Raw genomic sequence first — 24,748 nt, 5'->3', positions numbered from 1 at the left:
GGGCTCGGCGGCGGTCATGAGAACCGCACCCGGGGGTCGAGGATGCTGTAGACGACGTCGACGATCAGGTTGCTGATGATCAGGATCGTCGCGCCGAACAGGGCGGTCGCGGCGACCACCGGCAGGTCACGCTGGTAGACGGCGTTCAGCGCCCATCGGCCGATGCCCTCGATGTCGAAGATCTGCTCGGTGAAGATCGTGCCGGCCAGCAGCGTGCCGAAGTCGATGCCGAAGATGGTCACGACGGGCACCAGCGCGGAGCGGAGGCCGTGCTTGTAGACGACCTTGGTGCTCGCCAGGCCCTTGGCCTTGGCGGTGCGGATGTAGTCCTCACCCAGCACCTCGACCATCGAGCCGCGGGTGTACCTGGTGTACGACGTACAGCCGAAGACGCCGAGCGCGATCCAGGCCAGGAACAACCCCGAGAACCACTTTGCTGGATTGTCGGTGAGTGGGAAGTACCCGGTCTCGGCGAAGAGTGGGATCTCCCAGCTGATCGTCAGGAAGAGCCAGACGAGGAGTGCGAACAGGTAGTACGGGATGGAGCTGATGACCAGGAACGAGGACACCAGCGCCTTGTCTGCGAGTGTGCCCCGTCTTCGCGCGGCGGCTATGCCGATGGGGATGCCGAGCAGGAGGTAGAGGGCCGCGCCCCCGATCGCGACCGAGAAGGTCGCCGGCATCCGGGTCTTCATCTCCTCCCAGACCGGGGCGTCGTTCAGGTAGGACCGGCCGAGGCACGGCGCGGCGCACGACAGCTCGCGGTTGCCGAACTTGATGTCACGGCCGACCGCGATGCCCTTCAGGAAGGTGCCGTACTCCTCGTACCAGGCGTTGTTGTAGCCGAGGTTCTCGCGGTAGAGCTCGATGCGCTCGCCGCACCGGTTGCTCGTCTGTCGGTCGCAGACGACCTGCGCCGGCTCCTGCGGGCCGTACCAGAAGACGAGGAAGATGGTCATCGAGACCAGGAACAGCACCACGACGCCTGACAGCAGGCGCTTGACGACGTACGCGAACAACTGGTCCCTCCATCTGGATCGAGTGCCGCCGGCGGCCGAGCCTGCCGGCGGTTCAGGCTGACCGGTGGGGGCCCCTGGGTCGGGACCCCCACCGGCGTTAGCCCTGCGTCAGCCCGAGCTGACGTCGGTTCGGATCACTGTCGGATCGCTCAGGGAGCGACGTACAGGTCCTTGTAGTTGGGTGCGCCGAGAGCGCCGTCACCCGTCGGGTTCCCGATCTTCTCGCCGAAGGCGAAGAGGTCGTTGCGGAACGCGGTCGGGATGATCGGGTAGTACTCCTCGGCAATCCGCTGGTCGAGCTCACCCCAGGCAGCCGGCTGGTCCTCCACCGGCAGCGTCGGGATCTCCTCGAACTCGGCGTCGATCTCCTCCTCGGAGAAGAACGCGGTGTTGTAGGTAGCGCCCGTCCGGAGAAGCGACGGGAGCATGGTCAGACCGGACGGCCAGTCGGAGCACCAGTTGACGCCCCGGAGGTTGAGCTTCTTGTTGATCTTGTTGTCCGGGTCGGTCCAGATCGTGTAGAGCGAGGTCTCGATCGGGACGGGGTACTCGGTGACGTTGAAGCCAGCCTCCTCGAACCCGCGCTTCAGCTGCTCCTGCGCGGCCTCGGTGGTCGGCGAGCCGGTGGCGTAGGCCATGTGGATGTCATAGCCGTCCTCGTAGCCCGCCTCGGCCAGGAGCTCCTTGGCCTTCTCCGGGTCGAAGGTGATCTGCTCACCGTCGACCTGGTAGTCCGACTTGCCCGACATGCCCGGCGGCATGATCGAGTTGGCCGGCACCCGGGTCACGCCCGGGACCTCACCCGAGGCGTTCCAGATGCTCTCGTAGTCGTAGGCGTAGGCGATCGCCTTGCGAACCTCGATCTCCTTGATCTTGGTGTAGTCCGGAGAAAGGAAGCTGGTGCACTGGGCGGACTGCTGAACCAGGCGGTCACCGAGGGTGTCGCGGAAGTTCTGGTAGTTCTCCGAGGTGATCGACGCGGACATCGAGGTCTGGGACTCGGTGTTGCCGCTGAGCATCAGCTCGTCGGTCTGCGTCGGGTCAGCAGCGAAGTTGAACACCCACTTGTCGGCGTACTGGTGGCGAGCCGGGTCGGACTCGGGGATCCACTCGTCGTTGCGGACGAGCACCAGCTCCTCGCTGGGCCGGAACGACTCGACCTTGTAGGGACCGTTCGACAGCGGCATCGCACCGTAGGCCGGCGGGTCGGACTCCTTGCCCAGCGGAGCCGGGCCCATCGCCATGAACGCGCCCCAGTAGTCCATGTCCGGGAACGTCGTGGACATCTTGATGGTGACCGTGCGCGCATCGTTGTCGAAGGTCACACCGTCGAACGACTCGGCGGCCTTCGGGTCGGAGTAGGGACCGTCGTACTCCTCGGCACCCTCGAAGAAGTGCTCGGTGTACTCGGTGCCCGGACCGGACGGGAAGGTGTCGGAGTCGAACGAACGCTCGATGCCCCACGCCACCTCCTCCGCGGTGATCGGGTCGCCGGTCTCCCAGGTGGCGTCCTCACGGATCGTGAACGTCCACTCGGTGAAGTCGTCGTTCGCCTGACCGAGGTCCTCCGCGAGGTCCGGGACCAGGATCATCTCGCCGGACTCGGGGTCACGCGCGTACTGCGTGAGCGACCGGTGGGTGAGCGCCTGCTGGATCGAGTTGCCGGTCACCGACCAGCCGTTGGTCGGGTCCAGGTCCTCGGGGCCGGGGTCGTCGGGAAGGTAGACCGTGATCGTGCCGCCCTCCTGGGCGCCCTCGATGTCGGGGGCCGGTCCCTGGCGGTCGGGGTCCTTGTCGATGGTCTCGCCGGCTTCCTCGAACTCGCCGCCGTCACCACCCTCACCGGGTCCGTCACTCCCGCCGCACGCAGCGACCGTGAGGAGTGCGGCACCCGTGGCTGCTGCTGCCAGCGCCTTGGTCCGTCTCATGTTCCAGCCTTTCTTCCTATGTGTGCGCCCCCGATGGCTGAAGGCGACATCCTGGTGATCCGGTCAGCGCCTCGTCTTGGGATCGAGAGCGTCGCGGATCGCATCCCCGAGCAGGTTGAGTGAGAGCACGAGCAGGACCACGCCCAGCATCGGCTCGATCAGGTAGAGCGAGTAGTTCGACCAGTAGGGCACGGCCTTGGAGATCGTCTGCCCCCAGGACGGGCTCCCGGTCACGCCGATGCCGAGGAAGGCGAGGCCGGCCTCAGCGGCGACGAACGCCGGCAGCATCAGGGACACGCTGATCACGATCGGTGCGGTCAGGTTGGGGAGCAGCTCGCGGAGCATGATCCGGTGGATGGGCATCCCCACCACGCGCGCGGCCAGGATGAACTCCCGCTCCCTCAGCGACAGCACCTCGCCGCGTATCAGGCGGGCCACGCCCATCCAGCCGAAGAGTGCCAGCACCCCGATCAGGGAGACCTTCTGCGCGGTCGCGTAGCTGTCTCCGGTGGAGTAGCGCTCGATCACGATCGGGGCGATCGTCAGAGCTGCGAGGAGGAACGGGATGGTGAGGAAGAAGTCGGTGACGAACGAGATGATCTTGTCGACGACGCCGCCGGCGAAGCCGGCGGTCAGACCGAGCACGATGCCGACGAGAGAGGCGATGAGCGTTGCCGACCCCGCGATCAGCAGCGAGGTGCGGCAGCCCTCCACCCAGTGCGCGAGGTTGTCGGCGCCGGTGCGCGGCGCAAGACCCAGCGGGTGCTCGGCGTCGAACCCGTAGAACGGCGGGCCCGTCTTGGGGTATCCCACGCCGGGGTTCGCCGCGTTGCACTCCAGCACGTCACAGCTGCGCACCACGTCGGTCGACACCCCGAGCGCCGAGGTGATCATGGGCGCGAAGAGCGCGACCAGGATGAAGAACAGCACGACGGCCGCGCACACCATGGCGAGCTTGTCCTTGACGAGCCGCGAGAGTGCGATCTGGAGAGGTGACCGGCCTTCGATCGCCTTGTCCCGGCGGCCCGTCGGCTCGTCGCTGAAGTGCTGTCTGCCCTCGGTGGTCTCGGCAACCTGCACACCCGCAGTCGGGTCGGTCATGCTCACCTCGTCCGCCCAAGATCGGGCTTCGCAACCCAGCCGCCGCGACCTTCGTCACGGTGACGCGCCTCACGGCGCCGGTCGCGACTCTAGGACGAACCGTGGGCGCGAATCGATGCCGACGCGGTAACGGTTTGATCTCGTTAGTCGCGGAAGGTGTCCGGCGAAGAGGCACTCAGGCAGGAAGGTCCGCCTCGGGAACCGCGTCGACCCCGGCCTCCTTGCGCTGCTCCGGCGTGATCGGCGCGGGCGCGGCCGTCAGCGGGTCGAACCCGCCGCCCGACTTGGGGAACGCAATGACCTCGCGGATCGAGTCGGTGCCGGCGAGCAGCGCGCAGATCCGGTCCCAGCCGAACGCGATGCCGCCGTGCGGCGGGGCGCCGTACTTGAAGGCCTCGAGGAGGAAGCCGAACTTCTCCTCCGCCTCCTCCTCGTCGATGCCCATCAGGGCGAAGACGCGCTTCTGGACGTCCTCGCGGTGGATACGGATCGAGCCGCCGCCGATCTCGTTGCCGTTGCAGACGATGTCGTAGGCCCACGCCAGGGCGTTGCCGGGGTCCTTGTCGAAGCCCTCGGGGTCCTGCGGGCTGGTGAAGGCGTGGTGCACCGCGGTCCACTCGCCCTGGCCCACGGCGACGTCGCCGGCAGCCGTGGCGTCGGACGCCGGCTCGAGCAGGGGCGCGTCGAGCACCCACACGAAGCTCCAGGCGCTCTCGTCGATCAGGCCGCAGCGGCGCCCGATCTCGAGACGTGCGGCGCCGAGCAGGGCCCGGCTGGGCTTCGGGGCTCCGGCGGCGAAGAACACGCAGTCACCGGGCTGCGCGCCGACGTGCGCGGCCAGGCCGGCCTTCTCCTCGTCGCTGAGGTTCTTGGCGACCGGGCCACCCAGCTCGCCGTCGGCCTGGACCAGCACGTAGGCCAGGCCGCGCGCACCGCGCTGCTTGGCCCACTCCTGCCACGCGTCGAGCTGCTTGCGCGGCTGGCCGGCACCGCCGGGCATCACGACGGCACCGACGTACGGCGCCTGGAACACCCGGAACGAGGTGTCCTTGAAGTAGTCGGTGCACTCGACGAGCTCCTGGCCCATCCGCAGGTCGGGCTTGTCGGATCCGTAGCGGGCCATGGCGTCGGCGAAGGTCATCCGCGGGATCGGGCGCGGGAGGTCGTAGCCCACCAGCTGCCACAGCGCCGCGAGGATCTCCTCGGAGAGCGCGAGGACGTCGTCCTGCTCGACGAAGCTCATCTCGACGTCGAGCTGGGTGAACTCCGGCTGGCGGTCGGCCCGGAAGTCCTCGTCGCGGTAGCAGCGCGCGATCTGGTAGTAGCGCTCCATGCCGGCCACCATGAGCAGCTGCTTGAACAGCTGGGGGCTCTGCGGCAGGGCGTACCAGCTGCCGGGGCGGAGCCGGGCCGGCACCAGGAAGTCCCGGGCCCCCTCCGGGGTGCTCCGGGTCAGCGTGGGCGTCTCGATCTCCACGAAGTCGTGGGCGTCGAGCACGGCGCGGGCCGCGCGGTTGACCTGGCTCCGCAGGCGGAGGGCGGCGCCGGGCGCCGTACGACGCAGGTCGAGGTAGCGGTGCTTGAGGCGCACCTCCTCCCCCACGTCCACGTGGTCGCTGATCGGGAACGGCAGCGGCGCGGAGGCCGATAGGACCTCGACGCCTCCCTCGCCGGGAGCGGCGACGACCTCGATCGCCCCGGTCGGCAGGTTGGGGTTCTCGTTGCCCTCCTTGCGGGCCGTGACCTCGCCGGTGACCTTGAGGCAGTACTCCGAGCGGAGGGCGTGCGCGACGGACTCGTCGCGGATGACCACCTGTACCACGCCGCTGGAGTCGCGGAGATCGATGAACGCCACCCCGCCGTGATCGCGACGGTTCGCCACCCAACCGGCGAGGGTCACGGTCTGGCCGACGTTGTCGACGCGCAGGGCGCCGGCGTCGTGGGTGCGGATCACATCTACTCCTTGGTCGTGATGATGGTGGGTCGGAGGTCCTCCACAGGAGGCTCCCAGGTGGCCGGGTCGGCCGGCACCTGGTTTCCGGTGCGGATGTCCTTGACCTCGTGCGTGACGCCGTCGGCGTCCGTGGTGGAGAACCACACGTAGGGGATGCCGCGCCGGTCGGCGTGGCGGATCTGCTTGCCGAACTTGGCGGCCGAGGGCGCCACCTCGCAGGGGATCCCGCGCGCCCGCAGGGCGGTGGCGACGTCGTCGGCGTCCGGTCGGGAGTCCTCGTCGGCGAGGGCCACGAGCACCGCGCTGGGGACCGACCGGTCCGCCGTCACGACTCCCCGCTGGACGAGAGGGACCAGCACGCGACTGACGCCGAGCGAGATGCCGACGCCGGGGTACGTCGTGCGGCCGTCGCTGGCGAGTGCGTCGTAGCGGCCGCCCGAGCAGATCGAGCCGAGCGACTCGTAGCCGTCGAGGCGGGTCTCGAAGACGGTCCCGGTGTAGTAGTCGAGGCCGCGCGCGATCGAGAGGTCGGCCTCGATGCGCACCGTGTCGGTGGCCAGGCCGACCGTGCCGCGCAGCAGCTGGGCGAGCTCGTCCAGGCCCTCGTCGAGCAGCGGGTGCTCGACGCCGAGCGCCCGAACCCGGTCGACGAAGGAGTCGTCGGCGGCACGGATCGTGGCGAGTGCCAGGCACTGCTCGGCCTGCTCGGTCGTGAGGCCGGCCTCGTCCACCAGCAGGCCGGTCACCTGCTCGGGCGACAGCTTGTCGAGCTTGTCGACCAGGCGCATGACCTCGTCGACGTCGTCCGCCCCGAGGCCGAGGTAGAACCCCTGGATCAGCTTGCGGTTGTTGACCTGCAGCCGGAAACCGGGCAGGAAGTCCAGCTTCCCCAGCGCGTCGAGCATCACCCGGGTGACCTCGATGTCGTGGTGGAACGCCAGCTCGTCGCGGCCGACGATGTCGATGTCGGCCTGCAGGAACTCGCGGAACCGGCCCTCCTGGGGCCGCTCGCCGCGCCACACCTTCTGGATCTGGTAGCGGCGGAACGGGAACTCCAGCTTGCCGGCGTGCTCCAGCACGTAGCGGGCGAACGGGACGGTGAGGTCGAAGTGGAGCCCGATCCCCTTGGCTGCGTCGTCGGGGCCGCCGTCGAACCCAGCTTGGAGCCGGCGCAGGAGGTAGACCTCCTTCGAGGTGTCGCCCTTGCGGAGCAGCTGGTCCAGCGGCTCGACGGCGCGCGTCTCGACGCTCGCGAAGCCATGGAGCTCGAAGGTCTCCGCGAGGGTCGTCACCACGTGCTGCTCCACCACCCGCTGGGCAGGCAGGAACTCCGGGAAGCCGCTCAGCGGCGCGGGCTTGCTCAACTCACAGTCCTCGGGTGACTCGTCCGGCCGGGCTCCCGGTGCGATCAGGGTCGTCCAGGAGCTCCAGCAGGAAGGGGTTGGTCGCGCGCTCGCGACCGATGGACGTCTGGCCACCGTGGCCGGGCAGCACCACCACGTCGTCGGCCAGGGGCAGCACCTTGGTGGCGAGGCTGCGCAGCATCGTCGGGTGGTCGCCGCCCGGGAGGTCGGTCCGGCCGATCGATCCCTCGAAGAGGAGGTCGCCGGAGAACATCACCTCGCTGACGTCCGCCTGGACGGTGCCGTCGACCAGGTACGGCGTGCGGAAGGTGACCGAGCCCGCCGTGTGGCCCGGCGTGTGGTCCACGACGAACCGGAGGCCGGCCAGCTCGAGGTCCACGCCGTCGGCCAGCTCCCGGACGTCGTCGGGCTCGGTGAACTCGAACTTCCCCTCGGGCATCCCGAGCAGCATCGCCGCGGACTCCCGGGAGATGCCGGCGAGCGGGTCGCTCAGCAGGTGCCGGTCGGAGGGATGGATCCACGCGGTGGCGTCGTAGGTGCCGGCCACGGGCGTGACGCTCCACATGTGGTCGATGTGGCCGTGGGTCAGCAGCACGGCGATCGGCTTCAGCCGGTGCTCGCGGATCACCTCGGCGACACCGGGCGCGGCGTCCTTCCCGGGGTCGATCACGACACACTCCGCACCCGCCGAGGTGGCGGCCACGTAGCAATTGGTGCCCCACGGTCCTGCGGGGAAGCCGGCGATCAGCACCGACCCAGCCTATCGGCCGACGTGCTCTCCCTTAGCATTGCCCATTGTGACTGCGAGCGAGTGGGGCCGCGTCGGCGACGACGGCACTGTCTATGTGAAGACCGCCGACGGCGAGCGGCAGGTCGGACAGATGCCGGGCGCCACGCCGGAGGAGGCGATGGCCTTCTACGTGCGGCGGTACGAAGCGCTCGCGCTCGAGGTGGACCTCCTCCACAAGCGGGTCAACTCAGGCGTGCTGGCGCCCGACGAGGCGCAGAACGCGGTCCGCACGGTGCGGGCCCAGGTGAGCGATGCGCACGCGGTCGGCGACCTGGCGATGCTCGGCGCCCGGCTCGACGAGCTCGGTCCCGTCATCGCCGCGCAGCGGGAGGCACGCAAGGCCGAGAAGGCGCGCCGGACGATCGAGGCCAAGGAGCAGAAGGAGAAGCTCGCGGCGGAGGCGGAGGCCATCGCAGCCAGTCGCGACTGGAAGAACGGCGCCAACAGGCTTCGTGAGCTGCTGGACCAGTGGAAGCAGCTCCCCCGGATCGAGAAGTCCGCCGACGACGCGCTCTGGAAGAGGTTCTCCTCCGCGCGCTCTGCCTACACGAAGGCCAAGAAGGCGCACTACGCGGAGCAGGACGAGAAGCGCGACGCCGCCCGGGTGGTGAAGGAGCGGCTGGCCAAGGAGGCCGAGAGCCTGGCCGACTCCACCGATTGGGGCCCGACCGCGGCTCGCTACCGCGACCTCATGCGCCAGTGGAAGGCGGCCGGTCCCGCGCCCAAGGCGGTCGACGACGAGCTCTGGAAGCGGTTCCGCGGCGCCCAGGACACCTTCTTCGGCGCCCGCGACGCGGCGAACGCCGCCCTCGACGCCGAGTTCGCGGCCAACGCCGAGGTCAAGGAGCAGCTGATCGCCGAGGCCGAGGCCCTGCTCCCCGTCACCGACCTGGCCGCGGCGAAGGCCGCGTTCCGCGACCTCGCGGACCGCTGGGACGCCGCGGGCAAGGTGCCGCGCGACCGCATGAAGGAGCTCGAGGGCCGGATCCGCGCCGTCGAGCAGGCGATCCGCAAGGTCGAGGACGAGCAGTGGAGCCGCACCGACCCGGAGAAGTCCGCGCGGGCCGACGACATGGTCGCCAAGCTCGAGGCCGCGATCGCCGACGCCGAGGCCAAGCTCGAGAAGGCTCGCGCCGCCGGTGACGCCAAGCGGATCAAGGAGCTAGAGGAGAACCTCGAGGGGCGCCGCTCCTTCCTCGAGATGGCGAAGCGCGCCTCGGCCGACTACCGCTGACCTACTGCGTCACGCGGTAGGCGTCGAAGACGCCGGGGATGCTGCGCACGTTCTTCAGCACGGTGTCGAGGTGCTTGGCGTCGGCCATCTCGAACGTGAAGCGGGTCTTGGCGACCCGGTCCCGGGTGGTGGTGAGGTTCGCCGACAGGATGTTCACGTGCGCGTCGGAGAGCACCATCGTGATGTCCGACAGCAGCCGTGAGCGGTCGAGCGCCTCGACCTGGATGTTGACGAGGAACGTGGTCTGCCCGGTCGGGGCCCACTCGACCTCGAGGACCTTCTCCGGCTGCCCCAGCAGGTTGCCGGCGTTGGTGCAGTCCTTGCGGTGGACGGACACGCCGCCGCCCTTCGTGACGAAGCCGAGGATCGTGTCCGGCGGGACCGGCGTGCAGCACTTGGCGAGCTTGACCCAGACGTCCGGCGCGCCCTTGACGACGACCCCGGCGTCGGTGCCCGGGGCGAGCCGGCGGGGTCGGCTCCGGCGACCGGTGATGGTGACGGCCTCGGCGAGGTCCTCCTGCGCGCCCTCGTCGCCCCCGTGCATCTCGATGACTCGGCGTACGACGGCCTGCGCGCCGAGGTTGCCCTCGCCGACCGCGGCGTAGAGCGCGGTGACGTCGGCGAGCCGGAAGTGCTCGGCCACCAGGCTCAGCGACTCGTGGGTCAGCAGCCGCTTCAGCGGCAGACCCTCCTTGCGCATGAGCTTGGCGATCTCGTCCTTGCCGTGGTCGATCGCCTCCTCACGGCGCTCCTTGGTGAACCACTGCTTGATCTTCGACCGCGCGCGCTGCGACTTGACGAAGTTGAGCCAGTCGCGGGACGGGCCGGCCGTCGGCGACTTCGAGGTGAACACCTCGACGACGTCGCCGTTCTCGAGCGTCGACTCGAGCGGCACCAGCCGGCCGTTGACCCGCGAGCCGATCGTGTGGTGCCCGACCTCCGTGTGCACGGCGTAGGCGAAGTCGACCGGCGTCGACCCGGACGGGAGCGCGATGACGTCGCCGCGCGGGGTGAACACGTAGGTCTCGGTCTGGTTGATCTCGAACCGCAGGGACTCGAGGAACTCGCCCGGGTCGTCGACCTCGCTCTGCCAGTCGAGGAGCTGGCGCACCCAGCTCATGTCGTCCATATCGCCGCGCTTGTCGGTGTCGGCGCCGGTGCGACCGTCCTCCTTGTACTTCCAGTGGGCGGCGACGCCGTACTCGGCCCGGCGGTGCATCCCGAAGGTGCGGATCTGCATCTCGACCGGCTTGCCCTGCGGGCCGATGACCGTCGTGTGGAGCGACTGGTACATGTTGAACTTCGGCATCGCGACGTAGTCCTTGAACCGGCCGAGAACCGGGTTCCACCGCGAGTGGAGCACGCCGAGGACGCCGTAGCAGTCGCGGTCCTCCTCCACGAGGATCCGGATGCCGACCAGGTCGTAGATGTCGGAGAAGTCGCGGCCGCCGACGATCATCTTCTGGTAGATCGAGTAGTAGTGCTTCGGCCGGCCGGTGACGGTCGCCTTGATCTTCGCCTCCCGCAGGTCCCTCTCGACCTGGGTGATGACCTCGGCGAGGAACTGGTCCCGCGACGGCGCGCGCTCGGCGACCATGCGGACGATCTCGTCGTAGATCTTCGGGTGCAGGGTCGCGAAAGCGAGGTCCTCGAGCTCCCACTTGATGGTGTTCATGCCGAGCCGGTGGGCCAGCGGCGCGTAGATGTCGAGCGTCTCGCGGGCCGTGCGCTCCTGGCTCTTCTGCGGGACGTAGCGCAGTGTCCGCATGTTGTGGAGCCGGTCGGCGAGCTTGATCACGAGCACCCGGATGTCGCGCGACATCGCGACAATCATCTTGCGGATGGTCTCCGCCTGGGCGGAGTCGCCGTAGACGACCTTGTCGAGCTTGGTGACGCCGTCGACGAGGCGCGCGACCTCGTCACCGAAGTCGCGGCGGCACTCCTCCAGGGTGTACGGCGTGTCCTCGACGGTGTCGTGGAGCAGCGCGGCGACGAGCGTGGGCTCGGTCATGCCGATGCCGGCGAGGATCGTGGTCACGGCGAGCGGGTGGGTGATGTAGGGGTCGCCGCTCTTGCGCATCTGGGTGCCGTGCAGGCGCTCGGCGGTCGTGTAGGCACGCTCCAGCAGCGCGAGGTCGGCCTTGGGGTGGTTGGCCCGGACAGCACGGAAGAGGGGCTCCAGCACCGGGTTGGACGTGGACGTGCGGCTGCCCATCCGGGCCAGCCGCGCCCGCATCCCGCGGCCACCCCCGCCGATGTCGCTCGGGTTCGCCGGGACCTCCGGCGGGCGTGCGGGAACCGGCCGGTCGCTGGCCCGTTCCTCACTCATGCACGAAGTCTATTCGCCGCGCAGGATTCAGATCACGGCCAGGGCGGTCAGCGGGACCTCGCCGACGGTCGCCCGGCCCGGCAGGAACGAGAGCTCCATCAGGAACGCCATCGCGGAGACGGTCGCACCGCAGGCGCGCACGAGGTCGGCCGTGGCACGCGCGGTGCCGCCGGTGGCGAGCACGTCGTCGATCACCAGCACCCGCTCGCCCGGCTGGATCCCGTCGCGGTGGACCTCGAGCACCGCCTCGCCGTACTCCAGCGCGTAGGCGACGGCGTGCGTCTCACCCGGGAGCTTCCCGGCCTTGCGCACCGGGACGAAGCCGACGCCGAGATCGAGCGCCACCGGCGCCGCGAGGATGAACCCGCGCGCCTCCATGCCGACGACCTTGTCGACGACGGGACGTCCGGCCTCGTCACGGCCGGCCGCGGCCAGCGCGGTTACGACGGCCTGGAACGCGGCGTGGTCGGCCAGCAGCGGGGTGATGTCCTTGAAGACGATCCCGGGCTGCGGGAAGTCGGCGACGTCGCGGACCAGCCGTTCCAGCGCCGCCCCTGCGGCCAGCGCAGCCGTCGGCTCCCCCGGCACCCCGCGACCTACTTCTTGCCGCGCTTCGAACGGGTCTGGCGGACCGGTTGCTGCCGGCCGGAGCTGCTGCTCTGGGTGACCGGACGCTGGTCCTTGGGCACCGTGCGGCCCTTCCCGAGCGCCTCCTCGGACGGCCGGGCAGAGCTGCCCCGCTCCTCGTCGGGCTCCTCGGTCTCCTCGACGGCGAGCCGCTCGGCCGCGCCCGGGCGCCCGCCCGGAGCCTGGTCGGCGACCGGCATGTCGTCGCCGGTGAAGGCCGGGACCGTCGCGTAGCGATCGGCCATCGCGCGCTTCCTGGCCTTCGCGCGGCGGGCCTGCTCAACGACCTCGGTCTCGGTCGACTTGAGGTGGACCAGGATCCGCGGGGCGAGCATCACCGAGGAGTAGACGCCGGCGGCCATGCCGACGAACTGCGCGAGCGCGAGGTCCTGCAACGAGCTCGCACCCAGCTGCACGGCGCTGACGTAGAGGATCGCGCCGATCGGGATGAGCGCCACGATGCTGGTGTTGATCGACCGCACCAGGGTCTGGTTGACCGCGAGGTTCGCCGCTTCGGCGTACGACTCCGAGCTCTTGCGGAGCGTCGTGGTGTTCTCCTTGATCTTGTCGAACACCACGACCGTGTCGTAGAGCGAGAAGCCGAGGATCGCCAGCAGGCCGGTCACCGCGGCCGGGGTCACCTGGAAGCCGGAGAGCGCGTAGATGCCGATCGTGATCATCACGTCGTGGGCCAGTGCGGCGATCGCCGCGACCGACATCTTCCACTCGCGGAAGTAGCCCCAGATGAACAGGATGACGACCACGAGGAAGACGCCGATGCCGATCAGGGCGCGCTCTGCGACCTCCTGGCCCCAGCTCGGTCCGACCTCCTGGGTGGAGATGTCGTCGTCGGGTACGACGACCGGGAACTGCTCGACGACGACGGCTTCCGCCACCTCGATGGCGTCCTCGCTCAGCGTGTCGGTGGTCAGCACCAGCTGGTCACTGCCGGCGGTCGTGACGGTCGGGTTCTCGGCGTTCTCGATGTCAGAGTCGGCGATCGCCTCGCGCAGGTTGTCGGCGTCGGCCTGGTCGACCCCGCCCTCGACAGCGATCTTCAGCTCGGTGCCCCCGCGGAACTCGACGCCGAAGTTGAGCGGCTTGACGATGACGGCCGTGAGCGCCAGACCCACCAGCAGCACGGTGATGCCGTACCACAGCGCCTTGCGGCCCATGAAGTCGATCGACTTGTGACCGTTGTAGAGCTCGTTGCCGAGCCGGGACATCTTGCCCATCAGGCGTTCCCTCCAGCAGTGGCGGGTCGGGGCCCGGGCAGGTCCATGCCCAGGGTCTCCGGGCTGAGGCCCGACAGCTTGTGGCCGGAGTTGAACGCCTTGAACTGGGCCAACCACGACACCAGCGGCTTGGTGAACCAGAACAGCACGGCGAGGTCGATCAGTGTCGACAGCCCGAGCGCGAAGCCGAAGCCTTTCACCGCGCCGGTGGCGAACAGGTAGAGGATCAGCGCCGCGAGCAGGTTGACGGTGTTGGCCGCGAACCTCGTGACGCGAGCGCGGGCCCAGCCCGTCTCCACCGCGACCCGCATCGACTTGCCCTCCCGCATCTCGTCACGGATCCGCTCGAAGTAGATGACGAACGAGTCGGCGGTGATGCCCACGGCGATGATGAAGCCGGCGATGCCGGGCAGGGTGAGGGTGAAGCCCGCCGACTCGCTGAGCAATAGCACCATCCCGTAGGTGACGCCTGCCGCCACGAACAGCGAGCCGACCACGACCATGCCGAGCCCGCGGTAGTAGAGCAGGCAGTAGAGCATGACCAGCCCGAGGCCGATGCCACCCGCCGTCAGGCCGGCGGTGAGCTGGTCGCCCGCGAGGGACGGCCCGATGTCCTCGGTGGTGACGTCCTTCTCGAACGAGATGGGCAGCGCGCCGAACTTGAGGCTGTTGGCGAGGTCGGTCGCGCTCTGCTCGTCGAAGTTGCCCGTGATCTGCGAGCGGCCGTCGCGGATCGGGTCGTTCATCACCGGCGCGGAGAGCACCTGCCCGTCGAGCACGATCGCGAACTGACGCCCGGTCCCGGCCAGCTGGGACGAGATGGTCTCGAAGTCGTCCTCACCGCCGGTCGAGCCCTTCGGGTGTGCCTTCTCCTCGTCATTGCCGATGTCGAGGGTCACGGCCCACTCGACCTCGCCCTGCGGGATCCCGGCGCCGGCGTCCTCGAGCTCGGTGCCCTCGATGACCGAGCGGGACAGGAGGTACTTGGTCACCCGGTCGTCCTCACCGACCTCGCACGCGACCAGCGGCTTGTCCGGGTCGTCCTCCTGGGGCGCCGGCCTGGTCTCGCCCTGCTCGGTGGTCTCGACGAGCGTGCCGTCCGGGGCGCACTGCAGCTTGTTGAAGAGCGCGATGGAGGCCTGGTCGGGCTGCGCGGCCCAGGCGATCTCGTCCTCCGCGGTGCGGACGCCGTCCTCCTCGCCGTCGACCGGCGCGTCCGTGGAGGTCTCCGAGGGCGAGGTGGTGTCGGTCGGGCTCGCCGTGTCGGTAGGGCTCGCGGTCTCGGTGGGCTCGTCCTGCTTGTCCTTCTTGCCGCCGCCGTGGTTGTCGAGAGCGAGCGGGGCGCGGCCGAGAGGCAGGCCACCGCCCGCGCACGGGTCGGTGTCGCCCTCGACGCAGGCGACGAGCCGGAACCGCAGCTGTGCCTGCTGTCGGACGAGCTCCTCCATCTCGCGGCGGTTCTCAGTGGAGCCGGGGATCTCGACGACGATGTAGCGGTCGGACTGCGCGGTGACCTCCGCCTCCGTGACGCCCCGACCGTTGACCCGCTGGTCGATGATCCGGCGGGCCTCCTCGAAGTTCTCGTCGGTCGGGTTGCCGGTGGCGGTCAGCGTGATCCGCAGGCCGCCCTGGAGGTCGAGCCCGAGCGAGGGCTTCCAGCTCCCGGCGAGTGCCACCAGACCGAACATGACGGCCACGCCGATGAAGAAGACGATCAGGGTCCGGCCGGGCCGGGGGCGACGGGCCGCCACGTCAGCGCTCCTCGTTGTCGACGTCGGGGCCGGTGGTCTCGGTGGTGTCCGCCACCTGCGCGTCGGACTGGTCGGAATCGTCGTCGCGCAGCACCGTGGCGACCGCGCCGCGGGCGACCTTGATGACGACCCCCGGCGCGATCTCGAGCATCAGGTGCGCGTCGGCGGTCTCGGTGACGGTTCCGACGATGCCGGAGGTCAGGACGACGGTCTCCCCGGGGGCCAGCGAGGCCTGCACCGCAGCGACCTCCTTCTGGCGCCGCTGCGCCGGCCGGATGAGCAGCAGCCAGAAGACCACCGCGATCGCGACGATCCACAGCAGGGGAGCGAGTTCCGACACCTTGAGAGCCTTCCGAGGGTTCTGGGACGCGGCTCCACGACCGGATCCGGGCAGCCGCACGGAGCCCGGGGCGGGCCGACGGGCAAGTGTAGCCGCGGGTGTCACACCGATCACATCGCCGTACGACGCGTGGCGGACGGCGCGCGGCTACTCCTCGAACAGCGTCGGGTCGGTGGGTTCGGAGGGCAGCTCCGGCGGGGTCAGGCCGAGGTGCTCCCAGGCTGCGGGCGTGGCGATCCGGCCGCGGGGAGTGCGGGCCAGGAAGCCCGTGCGGACCAGGAACGGCTCGGCCACCTCCTCGACCGTCTCGCGCTCCTCACCCACGGCGACCGCGAGCGTCGACACGCCCACCGGGCCACCGCTGAACCGTCGGCAGAGCGCGTCGATCACCGCGCGGTCGAGCCGGTCAAGGCCGAGCTCGTCGACCTCGTAGAGCTCGAGCGCGGCCTGCGCCACCGCGTGCGTCACGACTCCGTCGGCGCGCACCTGGGCGTAGTCGCGGACCCGGCGCAGGAGGCGGTTGGCGATCCGCGGCGTGCCACGGGACCGCGACGCGATCTCGGCCGAGCCCTCGGTCGTGAGAGCGACGTCCAGCAGGCCGGCGGACCGGTGCACGATCCGGTCGAGGTCGGCCGGCTCGTAGAACTCCAGGTGTGCGGTGAAGCCGAAGCGGTCACGCAGCGGGCCCGGCAGCAGCCCTGCTCGGGTCGTTGCGCCGACGAGGGTGAACGGCGGGATCTCGAGCGGGATCGCGGTCGCACCCGGGCCCTTGCCGATGACGACGTCGACCCGGAAGTCCTCCATCGCCATGTAGAGCATCTCCTCGGCAGGCCGCGACATCCGGTGGATCTCGTCGACGAAGAGCACGTCGCCGTCGTTGAGTCCGGACAGGATCGCGGCGAGGTCGCCCGCGTGGGTGATGGCGGGGCCACTGGTGAGGCGGAGCGGGGTCTGCATCTCGTGGGCGATGATCATGGCGAGGGTCGTCTTGCCCAGCCCGGGCGGCCCGGAGAGCAGGACGTGGTCGGGCGCCCTCCCCCGGCGCCGCGCTGCCTCGAGGACCAGGCCCAGCTGGTCACGGACCCGCGTCTGCCCCACGACCTCGTCGAGGCTGCGCGGGCGCAGGGCCGCCTCGACCGCCCGCTCGTCGCCCTCCGCCTCCAGCGCCGTGATCGAGCGCAGGTGGGTCTCCTCGGCGACCTCGAGCTCGTCCTCGTGGAAGGGCATGGGGATCAGGCCTTCGAGAGGCTGCGGAGGGCGGCGCGGAGCAGGGAGCCGACGTCGGGCGTCGCACCCGCCTCGTCGGCGACGGCGTCGACCGCCTTGTCGGCGTCCCTGGCGTTGTAGCCGAGGCCGAGCAGGCCCTGGGTCACCTGGTCGCGCCAGGGAGCCGGCGGCGAGGCGGACACGGCACCGCCACGGCCGTGCGGCGCGCCGATCCGGTCCTTGAGCTCGAGGATGATCCGCTGGGCGCCCTTCTGACCGATCCCGGGCACCTTCGTCAGCGTCTTCACGTCGTCGGTGGCGATCGCGGTGCGCACCCCGTCCGGCGAGAGTACGGCGAGCATGGCCTGCGCCAGCTTGGGGCCGACCCCGGAGGCGGTCTGCACGAGCTCGAAGACCGACTTCTCGTCGTCGTCGGCGAACCCGAACAGGGTCAGCGAGTCCTCGCGGACGACCATGCTGGTCGGCAGCATCGCCTCCGCGCCGGTGCGAAGGGTGGCCAGCGTGCCGGGCGTGCACATCAGCTCGAGGCCGACTCCCCCGACCTCGAGCACCGCGCTCGAGAGGGTGACGGCCGCGACCCGGCCCCGGACGTGCGCGATCATCGCCTGACTCCTGCCGGGCCGACGGCCGGTCGAGCCTGTCGAGACACAGCCACGGCCGCATCGATCCGGGCCTTGGCGCCGCCGCGCCAGATGTGCGTGATGGCGAGCGCGAGGGCGTCGGCGGCGTCCGCCGGCTTCGGCATCGCGTCGAGGCGGAGGATCCGCGTCACCATCGCCCCGACCTGGGCCTTGTCGGCGCGGCCGTTGCCCGACACCGCCGCCTTCACCTCGCTCGGCGTGTGCAGCGCGATCGGGATGCCTCGCCGGGCGGCGCAGACCATCGCGATCCCGCTGGCCTGGGCGGTGCCCATCACCGTGCTCACGTCGGACCGGGCGAACACCCGCTCAACCGCGACCGCGTCGGGCCGGTGCTCCTCGATCCAGGCCTCGATGCCGCGCTCGATCGTCACGAGCCGGTCGGGCACCGACAGGTGGGAGGACGTCCGGATGACGTTGACGTCGACCAGGCCCAGTGGCCGCCCGACGTCGCCGTCGACGACACCCATCCCGCACCGGGTCAGGCCGGGATCGATCCCGAGCACCCGCATCCGCACCCCACCTTCCTGTCGAACACCTGTTCGGTGTCAACGCTAAGGTCGGTGGTCGCCCCACCGGGCCTCGACACGCCGGTCGCGACCTCGTTCCTCGGTCGCGCGGCTTGCTCGACCACCATCGGCGAGTCCGCTGACGCGTCCTCGCTCAGGCGTCGACGGCCTCCATGACCTCGTCGGGCACGTCGGCGTTGGAGAAGACGTTCTGCACGTCGTCGAGGTCGTCGACGGCGTCGATGAGCTTGAAGACCTTGCCCGCGGCCGCGGGGTCGGCGACCGGGATGTCCATCGAGGCCACGAACTGCACCTCGGCGGAGTCGTAGTCGATGCCGGCCGCCTGCAGCGCCGTACGGACCGCGACGACGTCGCTGGCCTCGGACTGCACCTCGAAGCTCTCGCCGAGGTCCACGACCTCCTCCGCGCCGGCGTCGAGGGTCGCCTCCAGGACGTCATCCTCGGAGACGTCCTTGCCCTCCTGGCTCTTCGGCACGACGACGATCCCCTTGCGGGTGAACAGGCGCGACACCGAGCCCGGGTCGGCCATCGTGCCGCCGTTGCGGGTGACCGCGGTCCGGACCTCCATCGCGGCGCGGTTCCGGTTGTCGGTGAGGCACTCGACGAGCAGCGCGACGCCCTGGGGCCCGTAGACCTCGTACATGATCGTCTCGTAGTCGACGCCGCCACCCTCGAGGCCACCGCCGCGCTTGACCGCTGAGTCGATGTTCTTGTTGGGGACCGACTGCTTCTTCGCCTTCTGGATGGCGTCGTAGAGGGTCGGGTTGCCGGCCGGGTCGGGACCACCCATCTTGGCCGCGATCTCGATGTTCTTGATCAGCTTGGCGAAGAGCTTGCCTCGCTTGGCGTCGATGGCCGCCTTCTTGTGCTTGGTGGTCGCCCACTTGGAGTGGCCAGACATTCAGTCCCTCTTCCGATTCGACAACAGCCTGGGATTCTATCCCTGCACCAGATCCAGGAAGAGCCGGTGGATCCGACCGTCGTCGGCGACCTCGGGGTGGAACGACGTCGCCAGCAGGTGGCCCTGGCGTACGGCGACCGGATGCCCCTCCGCCTCGGCCAGCACCTCGACACCGGCACCCACCTCCTCGACCCACGGGGCGCGGATGAAGACGGCGTGGACCGGCTCGTCGAGGCCGGTCAGCTCGAGGTCGGCCTCGAACGAGTCGACCTGGCGCCCGAACGCGTTGCGTCGCACCGTCACGTCGAGGCCGCCGATGGTCTCCTGCCCGGCCGCGCCGTCGAGGATCCGGTCGGCGAGCAGGATCATGCCGGCGCACGTGCCGAACGTGGGCATGCCACCGCTGACCCGCTCGCGGAGAGGCTCCAGCAGATCGAACGTGCGGGCCAGCTTGGCCATCGTGGTCGACTCACCGCCGGGCAGCACCAGTCCGTCGCACCGGGCCAGCTCCTCGGGTCGGCGTACCGGGAACGCGTCGGCGCCCAGCGCCGTCAGCGTGGCGAGGTGCTCGCGGACGTCACCTTGGAGAGCGAAGACACCGATGGCGGGCACGGAAGAAGGGTAGGGCGCGGCGCCGCTCGAGCCGTCACTGGTTGCAGGTGAAGGTCGCGATGCCCAGCACGGTCGACAGCGTCCAGTTGGTCGAGACGACGGTCGAGCCGGTCCAGGTCGTGGTCTTCAGGCGGCTCCGGATCTCCGTGGTGACGCGGTTCGACGCGAACAGGTTGAGGCCGAGCAGGTTCCCGATGGTGCCGCTGGTGAGCTGGTAGGTCTGCTGGCTGCCGGCGAGGCCGCTGTGGGCGACGACGATGGTGTTCAAGACTGCGTTGGCGTTGTTCCGATCGAGGAACCTGAGCTGGTACTCGTAGTTCGCGAGCTGCGGGCGCGGCTGTGCCGCAGGTGAGATCCCGGTCCACCTGAGGGTCATCGAGCTTCCGAGTGCACTGTTCGACGCGGTGCAGTTGCCCGGGGCAGCGATCGCCACCGGCGAGACGACCGAGTATCCGGCGACCGCTCCCGTGGTGAGAGCTGCGGTGTCGGCGAAGGCGGCTGACGTGCCCGCCGCGCCGTGCGCCACGACGAGAGCGGCGACGAGCGGTGCGGCGCCGAGGGCGCGCAGGAGCAGTCCCCGAGCGTCGTGCGGCGCCCGCCGATCGCGCTCCGGGCCGTCGTCCTCCGAGGCTCTGCGCCCCGGGGTGCCACCCTGCGCTGCCCCGCCGCGCCCGCCGGGGTCGCGAGGGGTCCGGGTCGGCCGGAACGCGTAGCCGAGCAGCCCGGCGGTCAGAGCGCCGAGCGCGAGCAGCCCCCAGGTCGTGCCGAGGAAGGCCACGACACGTCCTGCCCAGGGCACCGAGACCAGGACGCGGTCGGCCTCCGTGACCTCGTAGACCTCCGCGTCGGGCGTCGGGTTGGCGTCACCCTGCAGTGTCAGCGCCGCGCCGTCCCCCTCGGCCGGTTGGACGCCGACGACGCGGTGGGTGACACGGGAGCCGTCGGCATCGACCACGCTCACCACGTCGCCCACGGCGACGTCGGCGGCGTCGACCGGCCAGGAGACCGCCAGGGACCCGGTCGGCATCGCCGGGGCCATCGACCCGGAGCGCACGACGAGGGTCTTCGCGCCGAAGAGCGGCCCCGCGACGGCGACGACGAGGCACAGGGCTCCGATGACGGCGCCCACCGTGAGCAGGACTCGTCGTGCTCTCGCCAGCGAGCCCGGCCCTCTGCTCGAGCGGTGCTGGCTCACGAGGTCACCTGGTTTGCGGTGAAGTCGAGCTTGAGCGTCCCCTGCTTGCCCTGGTTGGTGTTGTCAGCACTCGTCGCCATCGCGACGACGAGGCACAAGGAGTCGTTGGTGTTCTTGACGAGTGCCCGGGTCGTCGGGATCACGACGGTGTTGGTGCTGGTCACGGCGACCGCGGTGGTGATCGGGGTGCCACCCGCGCATGCCTCCTGCACCGGGTAGGTCGTGTCCGTGCTCGGCGCGCCGCCGCTGAAGAGCTGCACGGTGATCGCGCCGGCTGTGAAGGTCCAGGTGCCGGTCTGGGTCACGGTGGCCCCGTAGGTGAAGTCGGCGTTGCCCACGTTGCGCACGGTGAAGGCGAACGCCTTCGACTCCGACGGAGTCAGGTTGGGCGCTGCGATCTCGGCCTCGGTGTGGTTGGTGCCCAGACCGACGGCACCGACGCCGGCGGTGGCCGTCTGGAGCTGGAGGTCCATCGCACCGCCGGTCAACGGTCCGGTCGTGAGCGAAGCCGTGTCGGTCCAGGAGGCGGAGGTCCCCACAGCGCCGAGCGCGGCGAGCACGCCTACGCACAGGAGGGCTCGGGTCCGCCCGCGACCGAACCAGCGACCGCCGAACCAGCCACTCGCGGAACCGGCGCCCGAAGAGGCAACGTGCCTACCCATCGACACGCACCCCCTCGTCCGCGATCGCGGCATCCTCGTCCTGGCCGTCCGGGCCGTCCTGGTCGTCCTGCTCCCGGGCCCGCCGACGGCGGGCCCCTGCGAGCAGGGCCAGACCGCTGCCGACCAGGATCGCGCCGACCCAGACCACGATCAGGCTCACAGCGGAGCCGGTGTCGGGGAGCAGTCCGTCAGGGCCGCTGTCAGGACCGGGGCCGTCCGACGGCCCTGTCTCGACCAGCCGGACCCGGAAGTCCAGCGGCAGCCGGTCCAGCATCGTGCTGTTCGGGGCCTGCCAGACGAAGCGCACCGTGACGTCCACCCGCACCTGACCGCCCTGCTCGATCGCGCGCTCGGTCAGCCAGGGCGACGCTCTCCCGTTCTCGACCGCGAGCCACTCCCGGCCCTCGGCGCGGGCGGTGATCTCGATGTCGTCGTCGGCGAGCAGCCGGGCACCGTCGGCGCTCCGGACCTCGATGGTCAGCTGCGCCGCGGAGGGCCCTTGGTTGCGCACGTAGAACGACGCGGTCTCCACGTCACCGGGGACCCAGCGCTGCGCGGGGTCGAACAGCGGCCGATGCAGGGCGTCGTACCAGACCACGCCGTCGGAGCTCAGTCCGACCTCGTCAGCAGCCCGCGCAGACGCAGCACCGACCACGGAAGCCAGCAGCACTACTGCCGACAACGCGATCGAGACTGCGATCCGAGCGTTCATGCGAGGACGTCCTCCTTGGTCTGTTCCTTGGCTGCTCGTGCTTCCCGCTTGGTCCGGCTGCGCTCCCGCATGCTTCCGGTGAACATGAACGCGGCGTAGGCCAGCAGGAGCGATCCCACGACGTACACGGCCATCTGCCGCTGACTGCCGGTCAGCACCTTGTTCACGTGGCCGAGGTAGGGCATCGCGTACCAGCGCTCACCCTTGATCTGGACGGGCCGGACCGGTTCGGGGTCCGCCACGTTGTTGGCGTCCCCCTGGGTGATGAACGTCTGCTCGCCGTTGATCGCGTTCTCGACCGCGACCACGCGGTGGGTGACGACGTCAGCCTTGCCCGACTCGAGCTGGTACGTGATCACGGTTCCCACCCCCAACTGGTCCGGTTCGACCGGCTTCACCACGACCAGGCTGCCGGCCGGCATCCCAGGCTCCATCGAGCTGGTGAGCACGGTGTACGGCGTCGCGCCGGCCAGGCGCGGGACCGCGACCGTGGCCGTCAGCACCGCCGTGACGGCGATGACGAACGACCAGGCCACGACCTGCCCGAGCCAGCCGAGGACCCGCCCTGGCGAGCTCATCCTGCGCCCGACCCGTCAGCTCACGGGTTCGGGTCGACCTGCGTCAACGTGACCGTCAGGGTGTCGAGAGTCGCCACGACGCCCTGCATGTCGTTGTCGTTGATGCCGGTCGGGTCCGCCGTACCGAAGGGGATGTCGACCTCGAACGCGACGGTGAGGGTCTCGCCGTCGTCGGCGTCGGTGACGGTGCCGCCGTCGGCGATCGCCGTGCCGTCGACGTCGTACGTCGCATCCACCGTGGCACTGAAGGACGTGGCGGCCGGAGCCGTCGTGAACGTCAAGGTGTCGGGTGCGTCGACCGTTGCGCTCAGGTTGTCGCCGGTCGCACCGATGGTGAACGTGCATTCCTTGGTGACGACGTCACCTGGGACGAACGTGGTCACCGTCGTACCCGCGCCGGCCGAGCCGGTGGCGTACACCCAGTTGGCGTCACAGCCGACCGGCGTCAGCGTCATCGATCCTGCGGTGATGGCCCCGCCGTCCGCGTCCCCCGTCGCGGTCCAGAAGGCCAGAGTCCCGGCTCCCCCCATGAGCAGCACCGCGGCACCGCCGGCGGCCACTGCTCCCTTTGTGCTCTTCTTCATCGAGTTTCCTCCCCCTTGCAACCGGTCCGAAAGGACCCTGTCTCTCGACCCTGCGGGACTTTAATTTCCGATGGGGCCGGATCCCCGAGTACTGGTCGATCGGTCGTCGCCGTCTGGTCACGAGTGACCAGTGCGTAGAGTCCCCACCGATCGGAGGGAGGGCGCGGTGGGCTCGATGGGACCGAGGGCGCGCCGATGTCGGACGCCGGGACTGGCGATCGCGACGATGGCCCTGCTCGCAGCGTGCGGCGGCGAGGATCCGGACCAGGACCAGCCCCGAAGCCTCGCCACCGACGCGGCGCAGGTCGAGGCGCCGGCGGACGCCTACGCCGCCTGGCTGGACGCCCTCGCTCGGCACGACGCGGAGGCGGCGTGCTTGCTCCAGGCGCCCGAGCTCACCATCGATCTGCGCTACCAGGCGATCCTGGCGGACCGTGCCGAGCTCGGCGACCCCTGCACCGGCTTCGAGGCGATCCTGTGGGAGGACCCCGCGTTCGACAGCGAGATCGTCGACGTCGACGTCACCCAGCAGACCGCGGAGGACGCGTTGCTCGACGTCCAGCTGGCGTCGACCGACCTCACGGTGCGCATGGTCCACCACCGCGCGCGCTGGCGGGTCTTCTCGACCTCGGACCGCACCGAGGCGGACGCCGGCGGGGACACCGGGCCGGGGCGCTGGGTGGCCGCGTGGTGCAGTCTCTCCCCCGACCAGACGGCGGAGGAGATCATCGCGCTCATGGGGGCGCCGTCCGGTGAGTACACCGTCGCCGACGGCGGCGAGCCACAGCTGTGGTGGGCGCAGGACCAGTACGACTTCCGGGTCTACCTCGACCCGGTCGACCGCTCGGTCCTGGAGCTCGTCGGCGACTACGACGCCTTGAGCGCCGACGACCGGGCGCTGCTCCCCTGCCCCGAGCTGCGGAGCTGACTACCAGCCGCGCTCGGCGAGGCGGTGGGGCTGGGGGATGTCCTCGACGTTGATGCCGACCATGGCCTCACCCAGGCCGCGGGAGACCTTGGCGACCACGTCGGGGTCGTCGTGGAAGGTGGTGGCCTTCACGATCGCCTCGGCCCGCTGGGCGGGGTTGCCGGACTTGAAGATCCCCGAGCCGACGAACACGCCCTCGGCGCCGAGCTGCATCATCATCGCCGCATCGGCCGGGGTGGCGATCCCACCGGCGGTGAACAGCACCACCGGCAGCTTGCCGGTGCGGGCGACCTCGGCCACCAGGTCATAGGGCGCCTGGAGCTCCTTGGCCGCCACGTACAGCTCATCGTCGGCCAGCGCCCCGAGCCGGCGGATCTCACCGCGGATGGTGCGCATGTGGGTGACCGCGTTCGACACATCGCCGGTGCCGGCCTCGCCCTTGGAGCGGATCATCGCCGCGCCCTCGGTGATCCGGCGCAGCGCCTCACCCAGGTTGGTGGCCCCGCACA

At 70.2% G+C, this 24,748-nt stretch carries 24 protein-coding genes; 2 read left to right on the top strand and 22 right to left on the bottom strand.

The window, feature by feature from the left end:
- Positions 1 to 14: 14 nt before the first annotated feature.
- The 6 genes from F0U47_RS19255 to F0U47_RS19230 form a co-directional block, all read right to left on the bottom strand.
- Positions 15 to 1,019, bottom strand: coding sequence for an ABC transporter permease (locus tag F0U47_RS19255; protein ID WP_149752109.1), 1,005 nt, complete (start codon positions 1,017 to 1,019; stop codon positions 15 to 17).
- A 149-nt stretch (positions 1,020 to 1,168) separates the two neighbouring features.
- Positions 1,169 to 2,947, bottom strand: a complete 1,779-nt coding sequence (locus F0U47_RS19250; RefSeq protein ID WP_149752108.1) for an ABC transporter substrate-binding protein — start codon at positions 2,945 to 2,947, stop codon at positions 1,169 to 1,171.
- 63 nt (positions 2,948 to 3,010) lie between these two features.
- Positions 3,011 to 4,048 carry an ABC transporter permease gene (locus F0U47_RS19245; RefSeq protein WP_149752107.1) on the bottom strand — a complete coding sequence of 346 codons (1,038 nt, stop codon included), beginning with the start codon at positions 4,046 to 4,048 and terminating at the stop codon, positions 3,011 to 3,013.
- Between the two features lie 175 nt (positions 4,049 to 4,223).
- Positions 4,224 to 6,002 carry an aspartate--tRNA ligase gene (gene aspS / locus F0U47_RS19240; RefSeq protein WP_149752106.1) on the bottom strand — a complete coding sequence of 593 codons (1,779 nt, stop codon included), beginning with the start codon at positions 6,000 to 6,002 and terminating at the stop codon, positions 4,224 to 4,226.
- Positions 6,003 to 6,004: 2 nt separating this feature from the next.
- On the bottom strand, positions 6,005 to 7,366 hold the full coding sequence (gene hisS, locus F0U47_RS19235) for a histidine--tRNA ligase (protein WP_149752105.1): 1,362 nt from the start codon (positions 7,364 to 7,366) through the stop codon (positions 6,005 to 6,007).
- 1 nt (position 7,367) lies between these two features.
- Complete coding sequence (locus F0U47_RS19230; protein WP_149752104.1) at positions 7,368 to 8,117, bottom strand: MBL fold metallo-hydrolase; 750 nt, start codon at positions 8,115 to 8,117, stop codon at positions 7,368 to 7,370.
- Between the two features lie 46 nt (positions 8,118 to 8,163).
- On the opposite strand from F0U47_RS19230, the gene F0U47_RS19225 reads away from it, so the two are divergent.
- Positions 8,164 to 9,390 carry a DUF349 domain-containing protein gene (locus F0U47_RS19225; protein WP_149752103.1) on the top strand — a complete coding sequence of 409 codons (1,227 nt, stop codon included), beginning with the start codon at positions 8,164 to 8,166 and terminating at the stop codon, positions 9,388 to 9,390.
- 1 nt (position 9,391) lies between these two features.
- On the opposite strand, the gene F0U47_RS19220 is transcribed toward F0U47_RS19225, so the two are convergent.
- The 15 genes from F0U47_RS19220 to F0U47_RS19150 form a co-directional block, all read right to left on the bottom strand.
- Positions 9,392 to 11,719 (bottom strand): RelA/SpoT family protein, encoded by a 2,328-nt coding sequence (locus tag F0U47_RS19220; protein WP_188111435.1) that lies wholly within the window; start codon positions 11,717 to 11,719, stop codon positions 9,392 to 9,394.
- Between the two features lie 27 nt (positions 11,720 to 11,746).
- Positions 11,747 to 12,307, bottom strand: coding sequence for an adenine phosphoribosyltransferase (locus F0U47_RS19215; protein ID WP_438362085.1), 561 nt, complete (start codon positions 12,305 to 12,307; stop codon positions 11,747 to 11,749).
- 8 nt (positions 12,308 to 12,315) lie between these two features.
- Positions 12,316 to 13,581, bottom strand: coding sequence for a protein translocase subunit SecF (gene secF / locus F0U47_RS19210; RefSeq protein ID WP_149752102.1), 1,266 nt, complete (start codon positions 13,579 to 13,581; stop codon positions 12,316 to 12,318).
- On the bottom strand, positions 13,581 to 15,332 hold the full coding sequence (gene secD / locus F0U47_RS19205) for a protein translocase subunit SecD (protein WP_149752101.1): 1,752 nt from the start codon (positions 15,330 to 15,332) through the stop codon (positions 13,581 to 13,583). Before secD ends, secF begins: the two co-directional genes overlap by 1 nt.
- Before the next feature lies 1 nt (position 15,333).
- Positions 15,334 to 15,672, bottom strand: coding sequence for a preprotein translocase subunit YajC (yajC, locus tag F0U47_RS19200; protein ID WP_149752100.1), 339 nt, complete (start codon positions 15,670 to 15,672; stop codon positions 15,334 to 15,336).
- 147 nt (positions 15,673 to 15,819) lie between these two features.
- A complete protein-coding gene (gene ruvB, locus F0U47_RS19195) occupies positions 15,820 to 16,899 on the bottom strand; it encodes a Holliday junction branch migration DNA helicase RuvB (RefSeq protein WP_149752099.1) in 1,080 nt (359 codons plus the stop codon).
- Positions 16,900 to 16,904: 5 nt separating this feature from the next.
- A complete protein-coding gene (gene ruvA, locus F0U47_RS19190; protein ID WP_149752098.1) occupies positions 16,905 to 17,501 on the bottom strand; it encodes a Holliday junction branch migration protein RuvA in 597 nt (198 codons plus the stop codon).
- Positions 17,498 to 18,049, bottom strand: coding sequence for a crossover junction endodeoxyribonuclease RuvC (gene ruvC / locus F0U47_RS19185; protein WP_149752180.1), 552 nt, complete (start codon positions 18,047 to 18,049; stop codon positions 17,498 to 17,500). Before ruvC ends, ruvA begins: the two co-directional genes overlap by 4 nt.
- Positions 18,050 to 18,200: 151 nt before the next feature.
- Entirely contained in the window at positions 18,201 to 18,968 is a 768-nt protein-coding gene (locus tag F0U47_RS19180) for a YebC/PmpR family DNA-binding transcriptional regulator (protein WP_149752097.1), read from the bottom strand.
- A gap of 36 nt (positions 18,969 to 19,004) precedes the next feature.
- On the bottom strand, positions 19,005 to 19,580 hold the full coding sequence (gene pdxT, locus F0U47_RS19175) for a pyridoxal 5'-phosphate synthase glutaminase subunit PdxT (RefSeq protein ID WP_149752096.1): 576 nt from the start codon (positions 19,578 to 19,580) through the stop codon (positions 19,005 to 19,007).
- A gap of 34 nt (positions 19,581 to 19,614) precedes the next feature.
- Positions 19,615 to 20,775: a signal peptidase I gene (locus F0U47_RS19170; RefSeq protein WP_223162835.1), complete on the bottom strand. Its 1,161-nt coding sequence runs from the start codon at positions 20,773 to 20,775 to the stop codon at positions 19,615 to 19,617.
- Positions 20,772 to 21,437: a SipW-dependent-type signal peptide-containing protein gene (locus tag F0U47_RS19165; protein WP_281291020.1), complete on the bottom strand. Its 666-nt coding sequence runs from the start codon at positions 21,435 to 21,437 to the stop codon at positions 20,772 to 20,774. Before F0U47_RS19165 ends, F0U47_RS19170 begins: the two co-directional genes overlap by 4 nt.
- Positions 21,430 to 22,149, bottom strand: a complete 720-nt coding sequence (locus F0U47_RS19160; protein ID WP_149752094.1) for an LPXTG cell wall anchor domain-containing protein — start codon at positions 22,147 to 22,149, stop codon at positions 21,430 to 21,432. The genes F0U47_RS19165 and F0U47_RS19160 overlap by 8 nt, the downstream gene beginning before the upstream one ends.
- Complete coding sequence (locus tag F0U47_RS19155) at positions 22,146 to 22,727, bottom strand: signal peptidase I (protein WP_149752093.1); 582 nt, start codon at positions 22,725 to 22,727, stop codon at positions 22,146 to 22,148. Before F0U47_RS19155 ends, F0U47_RS19160 begins: the two co-directional genes overlap by 4 nt.
- Before the next feature lie 20 nt (positions 22,728 to 22,747).
- Positions 22,748 to 23,311, bottom strand: coding sequence for an alternate-type signal peptide domain-containing protein (locus F0U47_RS19150; protein ID WP_149752092.1), 564 nt, complete (start codon positions 23,309 to 23,311; stop codon positions 22,748 to 22,750).
- 226 nt (positions 23,312 to 23,537) lie between these two features.
- Here F0U47_RS19150 and F0U47_RS19145 point away from each other — a divergent pair, with 226 nt between their 5' ends.
- Positions 23,538 to 24,239: a hypothetical protein gene (locus F0U47_RS19145; protein ID WP_149752091.1), complete on the top strand. Its 702-nt coding sequence runs from the start codon at positions 23,538 to 23,540 to the stop codon at positions 24,237 to 24,239.
- Here the strand turns inward: F0U47_RS19145 and F0U47_RS19140 are convergent.
- Positions 24,240 to 24,748 (bottom strand): beta/alpha barrel domain-containing protein (locus tag F0U47_RS19140; RefSeq protein ID WP_497463087.1); only part of this gene is annotated, 509 nt, incomplete at its 5' end.

Source organism: Nocardioides antri (genome assembly GCF_008373765.1).
Lineage (GTDB): Bacteria > Actinomycetota > Actinomycetes > Propionibacteriales > Nocardioidaceae > Nocardioides > Nocardioides antri.
This window is presented reverse-complemented; position numbering and strand designations above follow the sequence as displayed.

Coding starts and splice junctions, on each gene's coding strand:
- F0U47_RS19250 (WP_149752108.1), bottom strand. CDS start 2,947: ATGAGACGGACCAAGGCGCTGGCAGCAGCAGCCACGGGTGCCGCACTC.
- F0U47_RS19245 (WP_149752107.1), bottom strand. CDS start 4,048: ATGACCGACCCGACTGCGGGTGTGCAGGTTGCCGAGACCACCGAGGGC.
- F0U47_RS19220 (WP_188111435.1), bottom strand. CDS start 11,719: ATGAGTGAGGAACGGGCCAGCGACCGGCCGGTTCCCGCACGCCCGCCG.
- secF (WP_149752102.1), bottom strand. CDS start 13,581: ATGGGCAAGATGTCCCGGCTCGGCAACGAGCTCTACAACGGTCACAAG.
- ruvB (WP_149752099.1), bottom strand. CDS start 16,899: ATGCCCTTCCACGAGGACGAGCTCGAGGTCGCCGAGGAGACCCACCTG.
- ruvA (WP_149752098.1), bottom strand. CDS start 17,501: ATGATCGCGCACGTCCGGGGCCGGGTCGCGGCCGTCACCCTCTCGAGC.
- ruvC (WP_149752180.1), bottom strand. CDS start 18,049: ATGCGGGTGCTCGGGATCGATCCCGGCCTGACCCGGTGCGGGATGGGT.
- F0U47_RS19180 (WP_149752097.1), bottom strand. CDS start 18,968: ATGTCTGGCCACTCCAAGTGGGCGACCACCAAGCACAAGAAGGCGGCC.
- F0U47_RS19165 (WP_281291020.1), bottom strand. CDS start 21,437: ATGGGTAGGCACGTTGCCTCTTCGGGCGCCGGTTCCGCGAGTGGCTGG.
- F0U47_RS19160 (WP_149752094.1), bottom strand. CDS start 22,149: ATGAACGCTCGGATCGCAGTCTCGATCGCGTTGTCGGCAGTAGTGCTG.
- F0U47_RS19155 (WP_149752093.1), bottom strand. CDS start 22,727: ATGAGCTCGCCAGGGCGGGTCCTCGGCTGGCTCGGGCAGGTCGTGGCC.
- F0U47_RS19150 (WP_149752092.1), bottom strand. CDS start 23,311: ATGAAGAAGAGCACAAAGGGAGCAGTGGCCGCCGGCGGTGCCGCGGTG.
- F0U47_RS19145 (WP_149752091.1), top strand. CDS start 23,538: ATGGCCCTGCTCGCAGCGTGCGGCGGCGAGGATCCGGACCAGGACCAG.